The sequence below is a fragment of the Gordonia sp. GONU genome, assembly GCF_024733855.1.
GTDB lineage: Bacteria > Actinomycetota > Actinomycetes > Mycobacteriales > Mycobacteriaceae > Gordonia > Gordonia amicalis.
The window spans coordinates 25352-40524 of the sequence record NZ_JANRHB010000010.1 but is presented as its reverse complement, the minus strand read 5'-3'; the positions used below and the strand labels follow the sequence as shown (position 1 = coordinate 40524).

Annotated in this window: 13 protein-coding genes and 4 pseudogenes; 13 read left to right on the top strand and 4 right to left on the bottom strand. The window is 63.3% G+C overall.

What is annotated here, in order from left to right; genetic code table 11:
- Positions 1–18: 18 nt before the first annotated feature.
- Together NWF34_RS11845 and NWF34_RS11840 are read right to left on the bottom strand one after the other, a co-directional pair.
- Positions 19–1131, bottom strand: coding sequence for an NDMA-dependent alcohol dehydrogenase (locus tag NWF34_RS11845; RefSeq protein ID WP_258325138.1), 1113 nt, complete (start codon positions 1129–1131; stop codon positions 19–21).
- A gap of 170 nt (positions 1132–1301) precedes the next feature.
- Positions 1302–1886 (bottom strand): annotated as a pseudogene (locus tag NWF34_RS11840) (steroid 3-ketoacyl-CoA thiolase); the annotation flags it as partial.
- A 110-nt stretch (positions 1887–1996) separates the two neighbouring features.
- Here NWF34_RS11840 and NWF34_RS11835 point away from each other — a divergent pair.
- The 8 genes and pseudogenes from NWF34_RS11835 to NWF34_RS11805 all read left to right on the top strand — a co-directional run.
- A complete protein-coding gene (locus NWF34_RS11835) occupies positions 1997–2620 on the top strand; it encodes a TetR/AcrR family transcriptional regulator (protein WP_182374529.1) in 624 nt (207 codons plus the stop codon).
- Positions 2621–3053: 433 nt separating this feature from the next.
- A complete protein-coding gene (locus tag NWF34_RS25440) occupies positions 3054–3509 on the top strand; it encodes a helix-turn-helix domain-containing protein (protein WP_350339598.1) in 456 nt (151 codons plus the stop codon).
- 14 nt (positions 3510–3523) lie between these two features.
- Positions 3524–4183: a hypothetical protein gene (locus tag NWF34_RS11830; protein ID WP_182374531.1), complete on the top strand. Its 660-nt coding sequence runs from the start codon at positions 3524–3526 to the stop codon at positions 4181–4183.
- Positions 4184–5020: 837 nt separating this feature from the next.
- The gene (locus tag NWF34_RS11825; RefSeq protein WP_258325137.1) at positions 5021–6904 is read left to right on the top strand and encodes an AAA family ATPase; all 1884 of its coding nucleotides are present in this window, start codon (positions 5021–5023) and stop codon (positions 6902–6904) included.
- 14 nt (positions 6905–6918) lie between these two features.
- On the top strand, positions 6919–8052 hold the full coding sequence (locus NWF34_RS11820) for a hypothetical protein (protein WP_258325136.1): 1134 nt from the start codon (positions 6919–6921) through the stop codon (positions 8050–8052).
- Positions 8053–8441: 389 nt separating this feature from the next.
- Positions 8442–8729, top strand: coding sequence for a hypothetical protein (locus NWF34_RS11815; RefSeq protein ID WP_006897078.1), 288 nt, complete (start codon positions 8442–8444; stop codon positions 8727–8729).
- Positions 8666–9571 carry a tyrosine-type recombinase/integrase gene (locus tag NWF34_RS11810; protein WP_006897077.1) on the top strand — a complete coding sequence of 302 codons (906 nt, stop codon included), beginning with the start codon at positions 8666–8668 and terminating at the stop codon, positions 9569–9571. The genes NWF34_RS11815 and NWF34_RS11810 overlap by 64 nt, the downstream gene beginning before the upstream one ends.
- A pseudogene (locus tag NWF34_RS11805) lies at positions 9568–9801 on the top strand (helix-turn-helix domain-containing protein); the annotation flags it as partial. The gene NWF34_RS11810 and the pseudogene NWF34_RS11805, both read left to right, overlap by 4 nt.
- 527 nt (positions 9802–10328) lie before the next feature.
- Here the strand turns inward: NWF34_RS11805 and NWF34_RS11800 are convergent.
- Positions 10329–10550 (bottom strand): annotated as a pseudogene (locus NWF34_RS11800) (ATP-binding protein); the annotation flags it as partial.
- A gap of 17 nt (positions 10551–10567) precedes the next feature.
- Here NWF34_RS11800 and NWF34_RS11795 point away from each other — a divergent pair.
- A pseudogene (locus NWF34_RS11795) lies at positions 10568–10792 on the top strand (IclR family transcriptional regulator C-terminal domain-containing protein); the annotation flags it as partial.
- 31 nt (positions 10793–10823) lie between these two features.
- Here NWF34_RS11795 and NWF34_RS11790 read toward each other — a convergent pair.
- Complete coding sequence (locus tag NWF34_RS11790) at positions 10824–11738, bottom strand: LysR family transcriptional regulator (protein ID WP_006897072.1); 915 nt, start codon at positions 11736–11738, stop codon at positions 10824–10826.
- 151 nt (positions 11739–11889) lie between these two features.
- Here NWF34_RS11790 and NWF34_RS11785 point away from each other — a divergent pair, with 151 nt between their 5' ends.
- From NWF34_RS11785 to NWF34_RS11770, 4 genes are all read left to right on the top strand, one after another.
- The gene (locus NWF34_RS11785; protein ID WP_101841495.1) at positions 11890–12939 is read left to right on the top strand and encodes an SDR family NAD(P)-dependent oxidoreductase; all 1050 of its coding nucleotides are present in this window, start codon (positions 11890–11892) and stop codon (positions 12937–12939) included.
- Positions 12940–13038: 99 nt separating this feature from the next.
- The gene (locus NWF34_RS11780) at positions 13039–14370 is read left to right on the top strand and encodes an aromatic ring-hydroxylating dioxygenase subunit alpha (protein WP_006897070.1); all 1332 of its coding nucleotides are present in this window, start codon (positions 13039–13041) and stop codon (positions 14368–14370) included.
- A complete protein-coding gene (locus NWF34_RS11775) occupies positions 14367–14870 on the top strand; it encodes an aromatic-ring-hydroxylating dioxygenase subunit beta (protein ID WP_006897069.1) in 504 nt (167 codons plus the stop codon). The genes NWF34_RS11780 and NWF34_RS11775 overlap by 4 nt, the downstream gene beginning before the upstream one ends.
- Entirely contained in the window at positions 14848–15159 is a 312-nt protein-coding gene (locus NWF34_RS11770) for a hypothetical protein (RefSeq protein WP_006897068.1), read from the top strand. The genes NWF34_RS11775 and NWF34_RS11770 overlap by 23 nt, the downstream gene beginning before the upstream one ends.
- Positions 15160–15173: the final 14 nt, after the last annotated feature.

Sequence of the window (15173 nt, the reverse complement as noted above, 5' to 3'; positions counted from 1 at the left end):
TCCGTGCGTGCTTGCATCTCAGTGGCTGTGCGTGATGATCCCGCGAATGTTCTTGCCATCGAACATGTCTTGATATCCCTGATTGATATCGCTGAGTTGGTACTCGGCGGTGACAGTCTCGTCAAGCTTCAGCTGGCCGTCTCGGTACAGTCTGAGCAGCCGGTGAATATCTGCTCTCGGGTTGGCTTCGCCGAAGAGGCTTCCAGCCAAACGCTTTTGAAAGAGCGTGAACATCATCAACGGGATGGTTGCAGTGTTCTCAGTTGCCGGGGCAACACCAGTAACAACCCCGACGCCGCCTTTTCGCACCAACTCCAGCGTCTGTCCGATCATTTCGCCGGCGACAACCCCCACTGTGAGAATCGCTGAGTCGGCCATCACACCGCGGGTGAGGTCTGCAACAAGCGCAGTGGCCTCCTCGAAGCTCGTGCAGAAATGTGTTGCCCCGAGCGGTATTAACTGCTGCTTCTTTGATTCGACGATATCCACCGCGACGATATTTTCGGCGCCCGCTATTCGGGCACCTTGGATCGCGCTGGCGCCGATGCCGCCGCAGCCGATGACGACAACTGTGTCGCCCGGTTGGACCTTTGCGGTGTTGACCGCTGCCCCCCAACCTGTCGTCACTCCGCAACCGAGCAGACACGCTCGATCAAGCTGAACGTCGTCGTCGACCTTCACCACGGATTCTTGGTGGACCGTCCCATACTCAGCGAAGGTTCCCAGCAACGATAGGGCGCCGAGGTCCTTTCCACGGGCGCGGCGGCGGTAGCTGCCGTCGAGCATGGTGCCGGCGAGGATGAACGCGCCCATGTCGCAAAGATTCTGTTGCCCAGTCGAGCACCACCGGCAATGCCCGCATGCTGGCAGAAACGAGCAGACGACCTTGTCGCCGGGCTGCAGGTTCTTGATTCCCGGACCGACTTCTTCAACGACTCCTGCACCCTCGTGACCACCGACGGTGGGTACCGCGATCGGCATATCACCAGTGCGGGCGTGATCATCGGAGTGGCATAGCCCGCTCGCTTCGTAGCGGATGAGCACCTCACCTTCCTGGGGTCCGTCGAGCTCGACATCCTCGACGCTCCAGTCCTCACCGGGACCCCAGAGAACCGCTGCTTGCATTTTCATCACTTACTCCAATCGTTTAAGAAATCGGGTGTTAGCCAACCAGGGATAGTGTGCTGCGTCGCACTCATGCAGAGCGTGGATCGCAACGCCACGGGGTTGAACCAGAGCGCCACCATCGGCGGATAATTCACTGGCTGAGTTCGGCGTCTAGCTGTTCACCGGTTGTTGACGGCTTGTGTTGCGGCCCAGGCGCGCTCGTGACTACGCGCCGAGAAGTCGTCCAGCTCGGCACGGGTCAGGCCGAATCGGGCGTTCATCAGCTCCGACGACGCGCCCTGCGCCATCAGCTCGCCGCGCTCCGAATCGACGTTATAGCGGACCAGCTCGCGCGGGCTGTACTGCGGGCCGAGGGGCGCGCCCGGCCTCATCGCCGGTGGCATCGGCACCCGGGACATCGACTCGACGCCGCAGGCGATCACGAGATCGGCGCAGTCGGCCACGATCGCCTGCGCCGCGAAACTGACGGCCTGTTGTCCGGAGCCGCACTGCCGGTCCACCGTCACCGCGGGCACGGACTCGGGCAGTCCCGCGGCCAGGACCGCGTGCCGGCCGAGATTGCCGCCCTGCTCCTCGTTCTGCAGTACGCAACCGGCGATCACGTCATCGATCAGCGATGCGTCCACGCCGGTCCGATCGACCAGCGTGCGCAGTGTCTGGCCGAGCAGATCGACTGGATGCCAGTTGCGCAGCGCGCCGCCTCGCCGTCCGACCGGGGTGCGGACCGCTCCCACGATCACTGCTTCTCGAGCTGCCATGAAATCCTCCTGCTACGGTATCGATCATCGTACTATACGAATGTCCTAGAATATGAGCAAATGTACTGAAATGCGGAAATCTGTATGATGTCCATTCGAGTGGAGGTGACATGTCCAGCGGGGAGCCGATCGACAGCGATCTGACGACCAAGGCGCGCATTCGTAACGCTGCGCTGGAACTCTTTGCCGCCGAAGGGGTTTCGGCGGTATCCATGCGAGCGGTGGCGGCGCGCGCGGGTGTCGCGGTCGGACTGGTGCAGCATCATTTCAAGACCAAGGACGGCTTGCGATCGGCGGTCGAGCAGTACATCGTCGACCGCCACGCCGCGGCGATCGCGTCCGTGCCGGGCGACGGTGCTCCTGCCGAAGTGGCGGCCGCACGTGATGGGGCGGTGCGGCGCATGCTCGACGAGCACCCGGCGCTCATCGGCTACATGCGTCGCGCGCTACTCGACCCGAGCGGCGACGGCCGGTTGCTGGAACGGCTCACCGACCTATCGCGGAACCAGGTCATCGAACTGCGCACGGCAGGTGCCGCATCGACCAGCCGACCAGTCGCCGATCAGGTGGTCGGGCTGATGGTGCGGCAGCTGGGACATCTGTTCCTGCAGCCGATGATCGATGCGATGTGGGCTCAGCTCGATACCGAAAAGACGTGCAAGCCGCAACTGATCGTCCGCGCCAGCGCCAATGTCGGAGCCCCAGAAGGACTTCGCACAGCGGAGCCTTCATAGCCTAATCGGTGATAGAAGGTTGCGCTAACACGTGACTACACCTGTTGGACATCTACCGTCCAAGAGTCTGCACCGATGTCGGACAGGTCCATTTCACACCAATGGCAATATCGACCCGCGCCGGTACTGCAGGCGAAACCTGCACAATACAGTTGCCGCAGTTGGTCTTTGCGGTGGCGCTACGTCTTGGCTCAATCGGTGACTGCGACATTCCTGATTGGAGTGCTGTATGCCAGGCAGAGATCGACTACCGTTGCCGCCTGAGGTTCGGGAGCGGGTTTTCGTGAGTTGCAGCACCGCGGTCGAGTATCGGTAGCGGGTGTGCCCCAGACCCTTGCGCTGATCTGGACGCGTGTGTTCGGCATCGTCCCGGCGATTACCGGTGGCCGCCGAACGCCGCCACTGGTCAAGGCCCGATTCTTCGACGAGATCGATGCCGGCGTCAGCCCCGACCGAGACCGGCCTAGTCGCAGGGGTGTTCGGCGGCCACCGAGTGTCAGTGGGCCGCACGCGGCTGGCCGAAGCGGTCAGGGACGCTCAAGTGGTGCCACCACATTCGATTACCCCATCGCCCGCCGGGGTTCCTCGCGCGGACGCGTTGACCTGGCTCGAGCGCGTCCGGATCGAGAAACTGACCGACGCCGGCTACCGGCAGGCCCGGATACTGGGCCGTTCGCCAGCGACGATCAGCCGGGAGATGCGGCGCCGGGAAACCATCGTCAGGCCGCGACCGACGGGCCAGGGCGGCGCTGAGGCTGCGCGGCGGCGGGATTGCTGTCATCGCTTTGCGGAGGTAGTAAACAGGCGGGCGAGACTAGCTGGCCGGACTTCGCTCGAGGCCGCGGCCCCAGCGAGAGCGCATTCACCAACCAAGAGTTGGCGGCGTTGATGGAAACGCCCGGGGTGAGTGTCGTCGTCGATCCGGAGACTCTTGCCGATATGAAGGCTGCTGCGGACTCGACGATCCAGACCAAGGTCGACCTACTGCAGCAGTGCACACGACCTACACATGACGATGGACGGCGAGTCCGGCTGCACTACAACGCGACGCCGGTACAGATCTGCGGCGACGGCCAGGTCGACTCAATCACCTTCCATGCGCCAGACGGCCAGGAAACAATCACCGCTGCAGGCCTCGTGATTCCGTCAATCGGCTACGCCGCAACATCGATCGCAGGACTGCCATTCGACGCGGCCACCAACACCGTGCCAAACGATGGCGGACGGGTGCTGCAAGACGACGACACCGTGATGGATGGCATCTACGTGACCGGTTGGATACGACGAGGGTCGACCGGCGGGATAGGCATGAACAAACTCGACGCGCGGGAGGTAGCAAGGGCGGTGATCGACGACTTCCAGGCCAGGCCAATTCACACACCGCGCGAGGGTTACCGCGAGGACCTCGTCTCGCTGCTCGACGGCCGCGGAACACAACCAATCGGGCTGGACGGCTGGCAACGGATCAACAACGCCGAACTGGACGCCGGACACGCTCTCGGCAGGGCACGCCTGAAACTGATCGCCCGCGCCGAGATGCACAGGATCGCTTCCGCAGAGTAGGCCACCGTAACCAAGAACTGAAAGATTGCCCACCAGATCACGGCAACACGCTGTCCGGCTGCTTGATACTTAGTCACCACGAGTCCCTGATGTCCGCTCCCGATGGGCACGATGCCGCGTGCTCCGTCGACGTAGGCGTAGTCGACGCGGTCGATCAGGGAGCCCCGCCAGGACATGTCGGCGATGTCTATCTGGACTGACGAGTCGGAAAGACTTCAGATCACTCAAATCGGCGTTCCGACGCGGAATCCCGAAGCTCGAATCCCCATTCCGTATGGGATCGTGTGGTGGACGTCAGGCTTGTACACCGTCACCGCGTGATGGCTGTCTTCCTCAAGTCGCCATGCGTCGACGGGGTCGGTTGAACTCTGAAACCTACTCCGATACGTCGGTCTATCTTCGATGTTGTTCAGTTTCCTCACGCATTCGTGACTAGTGGAGATGCCGGTGGAAGGCCTGACCGCATTCCTTCATCGACGAGACCATGAAATAGACAGCTGCACGGCAGTGTTCGATGATTACGTAAGAGGTGCCGGACATGGCCGAGAGGTGTTGTTAGCGACTTGCGAGATTCCAACTGGATCTCACATCTCTGTCCTCCACCACTTCGGTACCGCTCGCATTTGGAGTAACAGTATTGGGGCCTCCCTGGGCTTGGGCGCTTGGCCACACCGAAGGGCCCTGGTGCCTACGGTGAGGACGGGGTATTCGACGGATTCGAAACATGCGCACGAGGATGTTTCACGAAAGTGCATCTAGCGTGACAACATTCAGCATGGGCGAACGCAGGCTGGAGTTTCCGACGAATCCGGAACCGATGCTATGACGGATCAAGGGGTGGGTGTGGTGGGTGTGGGGGCGCGTTGGTGGAGTCTTGACATTCATGCGCACTCCCCGGCGTCATTTGATTACGGCGGTATCGCCGACGTGAGGAGCAGCGCTCCGAAGCCAACCTTCAAGGAGTGGATTCAAGCCTATATCGACGCCGGCGTGGATGGCATCGTCGTCACCGATCACAACACTCATGAAGGTATCGAGCAAGCGCGTGATGCGCTGGCCGATCTTAAGGCCGAGAATCCAGGACTCAGGCCGTTCGTCATCTTCCCGGGTGTCGAGGTGACGGTGACTAATGGGACTCACGTTCTCGCGATCTTCGATCCCCAGAGCCCAGCCGAGGTTGTCAACCAGACGCTGACGTTGTGCCAGTACAAGGGCACCCGGGGAGGCAGTGACCAAACGGCCGATGTGACGGTTGCAACTGCGGCGAAGATCGTCAACGAGCTAGGTGGACTGTTCGTACCTGCTCATGCAGACAAGAAGCAGGGTGTTTTCGGGATCGATCCACGCGACTTGGCCGTCCTGCGTGAAAGTCCTCACATTCACGCCGTTGAGGTGATCGATGATAGTGCGCTGAGCACTGCCGACGCCTCAGGCTGGGTGCCGCTCCTAGGTTCCGACGCACACCATCTCACCACTGGGTCTCACTCAGACCCGGACTCTGCTAAGGCACCCGGCACGCACCTCACCCTCGTCAAGGCAGAACGCCTCGACCTTGAGGGTCTGCGCTTGGCGCTTACAGATCCGCTCGAGTCGATCCGGCGGTGCCGCAAGGACTACGACGATCCGAACGACGTTGACCACGGCTATATCCGTTCGCTCGAGGTGAGCCACGGAGGAGCCACCGAAACGTACCAGTTCGGCCCGTGGATGAATTGCCTCATCGGCGGCCGCGGTGTGGGCAAGTCAACTGTCATCGAGCTCCTCCGGCTCGCGCTCGGCCGGACAAGCGAATTGCCAAAAGGCATTGCCGGTGATCTAGTTAGATTTGATCCCGTCGTCGAGTCGGATCATCGGTGGTGGACCAGCGAGACTCGAATCACCGTCGAGTACGTCAGAGACGGACGCTCATTGAAGGTGACGTGGGCCGGGTCTGATCCAACGCAATCGAAGATCGAGCTTTGGGACGGATCCCAATGGCAGCCACAGGCTGGGCGTGTGTCCGACCGGGTGCCGGTTCGCGTGTTCAGTCAAAAGCAGATCTATGAGCTGGCATCAGAGCCGCAGAGCTTCCTGACCATCCTCGATGATATGCCGCAGATTCGGCGACCAGAGTGGGACGAGGAGTATGAATCGCTCCAGCTGAAGTTTAAGGCTGAGCGAAACAAGCTGCGGCAGTTGCTCGCCGAGTTGGAGAAGGCCGACCGCATTCGAGGCGAGCTGGAAGAGGTGCGGGGTCGTCTGCGCCATCTCGAGCAGCTCAAGGCAAGTGATGAATACCAGGAACTCGAGGCGCTTGAGAGCAGACTCCGGCTATCCGCGTCAGCGGAGGAACTGGCGACCGAGATTGAACTCGGAGCGAACAAACAGTCGACAGCGTTGCGCGGACTTACGTCCGGGCTCCTGAACGTCGAGGAACACTCCGATCGCGCCGCGTCGTTCATTCGTGCAGCGCAGCTCCTGGAAAAGGCGTCAGAAGTGTTGAGGTCCGCGAGGTCAGAGTGGGAGGTACGACCTACTCGTCAGCAGTGGGAAGCACGAGTTACTGAGCTCAATGCGTGGCTGAGTGACCAGGGTGGGTCGTCGCATGCAACTCCAGAGCAGACGACTTCCTGTCACTCGGGTGGTTGTTCTACAACCTTTGGAAGCACGAAGGGTTCACGTGTATTGAGCCTGAATTCTTCGCTCGATACGCCGCTCCACCAGCGGCCGTCGACTTCCTGATGGACCATTGCACGGTGTCGCTCGCAGACCTGCGCGCACAGCTGGCGCAGGAACGATCCGAGAATGCGTCGCTGTGGACTCGGTACAAGCTGCAACAGACCCCGTTTGTGCGTATCGACGACGGCACACTGCTGCCTATCAGATTTCAGTACGTGATCCAGCGCATCTTCGGAGACCATCTCTACCTCGAGACCGAACACATGTTGCGTGCGACCGACTCGAAGAAGGCCGACCACTACGCGGAGGCAATGCGGAACATCTTCGAGGAACGCGTTGGCGAGGTCCTCCAACGCATCTGTACCTACGACGAATCGGGGGAGACAGTCCTTGTTGACGAAGCCGAGATGAAGCGAGTCTGGCGAACGAAAAAGTCGACGCTGCCGAAGATCTGCGACTTCGCACTCTTCCGTGGGCACGGTTGCATTCTGATCGACGCCAACATGCGTAACTTGCCCCAACCGTTCGCGGAAGGTGAGGCGACGATCGAATCGCTGCAACTCGAGATCGAGCAGCGGTTCACGACAACCAAGTTCCGACAGCTACTCAGCACCGTCGAACTCTTCATGAACCGAGGCTGGAACAGGCTGCGTACGGCGGTCACTGGCCGCACCAGATTCGTCCCGATCGTGGTTGTTCCCGACGCGGGAATCCCGGGCGACATCGCGGTCGAGAACGCTGTGTACACCAGAGCATTCGGCCTGGTAGTCAAGTACAACGAGAATCCCAACATCACCAAAGTCCACGTGCCAGCAATTCTCACCTGGCGTGACCTACTCAGACTCGATGGACTAGCCGAACGCGGCGTCGACATCTTTGTCCTGCTCAAACGCTGGCGCGACATTGACGCTCTGGGTCGGTTCGGGCGTGAGCAACTACCTGTGCCGTTGAGTGAGTTCCTAGATCGTCGATACCCGGACTCACCGATGAGTCAGCGTGAGCACCGGCGAGGATGGGACCTGTTTGAGCACCTTCGTTCCCACGTAGAGCAACACGCGATCGCGGCTGCTCCCGCGGCCCTTCGCCAGACGGTGGCAGCAGAGTTCGCGCACCAACGACGCCAGCTGCCGACATTCGACAACCGACACGAGTTCACCGAGCGCGATGGCCGCGCCATGAGGATCACCAACAGTTCATCGGATTGCGATTGAGGAAACGATAACGGCCACAACAGATCCGCTGTTGGCTTGCGGTGTGGCGGCTACGGTAGCCACTCAAGAAGCGGTAAATATACTGCCTCACAATCACTTTCACTCGTCCTAGTTCGCGCCGATAATGTACGTTATGACAAGTAGCGGGTGCTGAGTTGTAAGTTCTGCGAACTCGACACCTCCCGGACATTCTCTCGCCCGCCCTGTCCGGCACCCCGACTGACCGGCACGTCGTCACGTGACGGACCGCTTCCCGGGGCCGCCTCTGAGTGCAGTGGCCCAACCTCCGCGGACTGACTGGCAATGCCGCTACCTGCGACCTCTTGTGTTGATTCGCGCAAAGTGCGATACTTTCGCATATATCGCGAACCATGTTTGGGTGGTGCGAGATGGCAGATCAGGATCCTCCGCCGGGGTCGGCGCGGCTGCAATTGGCCGACGGCATCGCTGTCCTGCGGCCGGAAGCCGCGGTGTTCGAGGCGATGGTCACCGGGTGGTCGCACCAGCAGATGGCCCGGAACCTGTCCGTTGGCACGATCGCGGCCCAGGTCGCCACGATCCGGCGGTTCCAGGACTTCTGCGGTGTCGCCGGCCCCTGGCACTGGACGCCCCGATGGTCGATGACTGGTTCACCGAACTGCGCGGGGTCCACGGCCTGGCCCTGGGCACGGTGCTGAGCTACCAGGGTGCACTGCGGCATTTCATGGACTACCTGCTCGATCCGGCCTACGAGTGGACCCAGCAATGCCAGGACCGATTCGACACGCATCCGATACAGATCATCACCGAGGCCAACTCGGCCCGCCACACCTACGAGGGCCCCGACAATCCACTCAAACGGGCCTACACCACCGATGAACTGCAGGACCTTTGCGATTTCGCGGACGATCAGGTCAACCACCGTTTCGAGGCTGGCTCGAAGGGCGCGATGGTGGCCCTGCGGACCGCGACGATCATCAAGGTCGCCTACGCGTGGGGCCTGCGTCGCAACGAAGTCCGCATGCTGGATCTGACAGACTTCGGACCGAACCCTCGAGCACCACAGTTCGGCCAGTTCGGGTTCTGCTACGTCCGCCACGGCAAACCCGGCAAGGGATCTGCGGCCAAGCGGCGTGGCGTCCTGACGGTCCCGGAGACCGCCTGGGCGATCGACTGCCTCAAACGATGGATCGACCAGGGCCGCACCACCTTTGACCACCCGGTCGGGACCGCATTGTTCCCGACCGAGCGATCCGAGCGCATCTCGAACGGCGCGTTGTCCCATAGCTTCGCCGACCTCTGCGACACCGCCGGCCTGACCGATCCCGGACTGGATTTTCACTCCCTGCGCCGCAGCTACGTCACGCTGCTGGTCGAGTCCGGATACGACACCCGCTTCATCCAGGAACAAGTCGGACACAAGTACGCCTCAACCACCTCGCTCTACACCTTCGTCTCCCCCGACTACCGCAGCCGTGTCGTGGCCGCCGCACTTCGCGCCGCGGCCAAACGCCTGCCCGAAAGGACCGACCAGCAATGAAACACCGGATCGCCTACCAGTGGCGACTACGCCAGGTCATGACCGACCGAGATATGCACACCCTGTCCGACCTGATCACGCCATTGCACGACGTGGGAATCGAACTCTCCGCCTCCCAGCTCTACCGCCTCCTGGGACGCACCCCTGAGCGACTGCCCCTGGCCCTACTCGGAGCGCTGTGCCACGTCCTGGACTGCACCGTCGAAGACCTCTGCGTCTTCCACGTCGACACCTCCCCCTCCAGACGCACCGCCACAGCCACCGACGCCTCCCCCGCAACCGACGTGCCACTGCGACCGAAGCGGGCACACATCCACCGACCCGGACCGACGGCGTAGACCCCCAGGCAGGCGGCGGACACATGGCTGACACATCGAAGTACCACTGCACACGGTGCAACGACGAGCAGCAGCATCGCGGAGTGCGCTGGCCCGAGGGCTTCGTCTGCCGCCGCTGCTACCAACAGGCCACCCGCCGACGCGGCACCTGCCCCCGCTGCCAACGCCCGGATCGACTGCTGCCTGGCCTCGCCAACGACCAGCCCATCTGCACTGACTGTGCCGGAATCGACGACCCCCGACTGACCTGCACCCGCTGCGGAGACCAGGACGAACCCCACCGCCGAGGACTGTGCGCACGATGCTGCCTCACCGACGACCTGACCGCTGAAGTGCCCCGGGTTTGATGGAGACATCGATTACCCGGGGCACTTCAATGGGATCTGCCCAGAAGTTGGCCATCTCGGGTTTTCGGGTTGTCAGGACAAGGGCTTCACTCCCTGGCCTGCGAGTGCTTCGGAGAGGCGGACGGAGTCGCCGCTGGTCTGGCAGACGTGGGCGCGGTGCAGTAGCCGATCCACTGTCGCGGTGGCGATGGTCTTGGGCATGAGTTCGTCGAAACCGGCCGGGTGCAGGTTCGAGCTGATCGCGATGGCACGTTTCTCGTAGGCGGCGTCCACCAGGCGGTAAAGCCCATTCGCTAGGCACCCGGACCGAACTTCTCGACGCGGTGCGCACGATCCGTTCCCGGGGGTTCGCGTCGAGCAAGGAGGAGAGCGAGGAGGATGTCGCCTCCCTCGCCGTCGCACTGGCCTCGACCCGCTCTCCGCGGTTGGCTGTCAAGGCCTCGCTGCCGCTCAGTCGCATGAGCTCGGCGACCGAGCAGGACATCCTCACTCGGCTGGTAGCTGCGGCGGAGGAGATCGACCATCTCCTGCTCTGATCGGCGTGGTCAGGCCGAAGTCGGCTGGGCCTCAGGCTGGACTGGGCTGCCCGCCGTCCCGGTCCAGCCGGTTGCCGGTCCCCTGGACGTGGCGCACGAAGGACCGTACCGCCGGGGCGATGCCTCCTTCGCGTGACCAGTAGATCCACAGCGGGGCGCTCATCGGGGTGTGCTCGTCGACCAGCACTGGCCATCTGGCCGAGTCGTCGGCACTGAGGTTGTCGTCGGCGATGACGGCCACGCCCAGCCCTGCCCGGGCGAGCGCAACGATGGTGGTGGCGTTGACGCTCTCCGACGTGATGTCGAGCCCGAAGCCCCCTGCCCGCAGCGCCGGCTCCAGCAGGCGCCGGGTGAGGCTATCGGCGTGCCCGGTGAGCACCGGCTGGCCACGCAATTCAGCGACCAAGACGTGGCTCCGGCCCCGCCACGGGTGGTCGTCGGAGGTCACCACCGCCAGCCGCACGTCGCCGAGCTGGTGGCCCGCAAGACGCTGGTCGGCCTGCCCGAGGCCCGTCACGAGATCGACGTCCCCGTTAAGCACCTGTTCGATCGCGGGCAGGCCCGAGTACTCGTGGACGGCGACGTGGATAGCGGGATGCGCCGACCGGAAGGTGCCGATCAGGGGCGCGAGGAACCGTGACACGTGCGGATATGCGCAGGCCACCGTGACGACGCCCGCTCGACCGCGAGCGAGTTCGTGGGCAAACTGGGAGACCGACTCCGCTCGATTCAGCAGGTAATGGGCGCGGGGCAGCAATTGATTCCCGGCACCGGTGAGCTGTACTCCGCGGCCGGACCTCTCGAAGAGGGCGATGCCCAGCTCCGCCTCCAGCGCCTTGATCGAACGCCACAGCGAGGGCTGCGGCACATCGAGGGTGGCGGCGGCGCGGAGGAACGACCCCTCGCGGGCCACCGCAACGAGATACCTGAGTTGACGCAGCTCCACGCACGGCTCCTAGTTTCACCAGTGAATAGCTCGATACCAAAATAGCCCATAGACAGCCTGTGATGAAGGTCATACTCTTTTATGTGTACTGCAATGCAGAAAGCCGTCCTAACTTGAGGAGAATTGGATGTCGGAGTCTGGTGGAGAAACCGTGGCCACTGCGCGGCAGCGTCAGCTGGTCGAGCGGGCACTCGGTGAGTGGCAGGGCGAGGCGGCGGGTCGAGTCATCGTTGTCACCGGTGGAGCCCGCGGCATCGGCCGTTCCCTCTGCGAGGGACTGTTGCGCGCCGGCGCCAAGGTCGTTGCAGCGGACCTGACGTGGGACGACGCTGACGACTTCCGCAAGCAGCTGGAGTCGGACGGCAGCGGCATGGCCGTCGACATGGACATCACCGACGACGACGCCCTCGACGCCGCCCGAGACGCTGTAATCGACAGGTTCGGGACCGTCGACGTCCTAGTGAACAACGCGTCTCTGGTCTCCGAAACCCTCTTCCCGCCCACAGGCCACCGGAACACCCTTGACACGACCGACCGCGACTGGGAGGTGATGTTCGGCGTCAACGTGTTCGGCACGCTGAAGGCCATCCGCCGGTTCATCGAGCCGATGCGGGCCCAGCAGCGGGGCAGCATCGTCAACGTCGTCAGCAGTGGCGTCCTGGCCGTCGCCGCCGGCGGCGGCTACCACGGGCTGCGCCCGTGGACGGTCGAGATGCCTTACCAGGCCACCAAGGCCGCCGTGATGGCGCTGACCTTCTACCTCGCCGAGGAAGTGCGCGGCGACGGGGTCGCGGTTAACGCGATCATGCCGGGGCACACCCGAGCGTCGTGGTTCGACGCCACCGCCCGGGCCTTCAACGAGCAGGGCATTGCCTACTTCATGCGCCCGGCGATTCCCGAGCACCTGCTGCCGATCTCGCTCTTCCTCGCCGCCCAGGACAGCGCGGGGACGTCCGGGCGCCTCTACTACGTGCCGGAGTGGAACTACGACCACGGCTACGGGGACTACGCCGCCTGGCAGGACCATGAGCTGCCTCCGGACATGGAGGAGATCTACAGCCGGCTGGAAGCCGCGACCCCGTCATACGAGCGGGCCGGCGTGGCCCACCTCCCCTTCGACGCGCAGGGTGCCCTGTACGCCGCGGGCATGGCAAACCTCGGGGCCCAGAACAGTTGGACCAGCAATGACAGCGCTCAGTGATACCGCAGACGCCCAGACGATCCGCCTACAGGTGGGCCGTTCGGGTCCGCCCTCCCATCTCACCTCACGCAACCCGTCAGACCCCGAGAGGACCCGATCATGACCAGCATTAGCGAACGCCCCGTTGACGTGGCCGCCGCAAGACTGCACGACCTGGTGAAGCCCGACGAGGGTGCCGTCAGCAGAACAGTCTTCGTCGACGAGGCAACCTACCGCAAGGAATTGGACCGGGTATTCACCAAGACGTGGTTGTTCATCGGCCACGAGTCCCAGTTGAGTGAGCCGGGCGACTACCTGACGAACTTCATGGGCGAGGACCCTGTGATCGCCACTCGCGGTGCGGACGGAGTGATCCGGGTGATGCTCAACTCCTGCGCCCACCGGGGCATGGCCGTGTGTAGCACCGACGCCGGGTCCTCGAAGTTCTTCCGCTGCCCCTACCACGGCTGGACCTACAGCAACAACGGCGATCTGATCGGTGCACCGCGCGCAGATACCGTCTACCATGGCGAGCTGGACAAGCCGCGCCTAGGTCTGAAGGCCGTTCCGCGGGTGGAGAACTACAAGGGCTTCATCTTCGCCAATTGGGACGAGGACGCCATCCCGCTGGTAGACTACCTCGGCGCTGACCAGCTCTGGTATCTGGACCTGGCCTTCGAGGCGCCGCTCGGCGGGCTCGAGGTGATCGGCCCCACGATGAAGTTCCGGATCAAGGCCAACTGGAAGCTGGCGGCGGAGAACTTCGCCGGCGACGACTACCACGTGCTCTACACACATGGGTCGGCCTTCCAGATCGGCTTCCTCCCCGATTACGACACGCTCGGCGACTACATCGCATACTTCGACCACGGCCACGGGATGGGCGACATCAGCAAGCCCGGCCGGGCCTATCAGAACGACGTCGGGATGGCTCAGCTCCTCGGGCCGGAGGCGATCGAGTACGTCAACGCCGTGCACGAGCGGCTCAAGGCCCGGGTCTCCCCGCTGCAGGCGGAGATGCACGGGCTCGGTCAGGGCAATATCTTCCCGAACCTGTCATGGATCAAGTTCGGCGTCTTCCACGTCTTCGGGCTCTTCCAATGGCACCCGAGGGGACCGGGTGAGATCGAGGTCTGGCAGACGGCGCTCTTCGACCGCGACGCGCCGCAGTCGGTCAAGGACTTCGCCCGCACCCAGATGTCCCAGGAGAACGCCGCGGCCGGGATCTTTGGCCAGGACGATGGCGAGAACTTCGAGCAAATCACCGAGTCCGCCCGAGGGGTGGTCTCCCAGACCCGGGATTTCAACTACGCGATGGGCCTGGGGCACGAGGGCGAGATCCACGAGGAGGGATACCCCGGCCATTTGGGGCCCCACTATTCGGAGCAGAACCACCGCAACTTCTATCGCTACTGGCTCGAACTCATGACCACCCCGGGAGAGCAGAAATGACCAATTCCCTCACCGATCTGCGCCGCGACGTCGAGGACTTCCTCTACAGCGAGGCCAAGATGCTCGACGAGCAACGCTACGACGAGTGGCTCGACCTGTTCACTGAGGATGTCCATTACTGGATGCCGATCACGGAGACCCGTGAGGTGCGGCAGCACCGGGACCACGTCCCCGGCGAGTGGTCGCTCATGGAGGAGGACGCCCGTTTCCTCGCCAAGCGGATGGAGCGCTTGGCCGGTGGCCTTGCCCACGCGGAGCAGCCGCGGTCGCGGACGCGCCGGTTCATCAGCAACGTCCTGGTCACCCCCGGGCCGGACGGCGACCTGGTAGCGGAGTGCAACTTCATCATCTTCCAGTCCCGGCGAGCCAACTCCGAGCAGTTCTTCGTCGGCTCCCGTCGCGACCGGATCGTGACCTCCGGTGAGAGCTGGAAGATCGCCGAACGGACCGTGCTCCTCGACCACCGGGTGTTGCCCCGTGCCATCTCCATCTTCTTCTGAGGCCCAGGCGGCTGACCTCGACGGCAGTCGGGACGTCGGGGCTGATGGCGCACCAGAGCCGAGTTCTTGGCTGCGCATCGGCTCTGCCGACGGCGAGCTCGTAGTCCGCAACGAGTTCGCCCGGGTGCGGGTACGCGCCGACCGAGACGGCAACGACCTTCGCCTGGCCATCCGTAGCCTGCGCACCGGCCGCGAGGTCTTCCTTGACGCGCTGCAGCTGGAGAGCCTCACCTGGCTCGACGAGAGGGCCTACACGACATTGCTCTCCGAGCCGTTCGGACCGGAGTGACCGACCATCCCGCA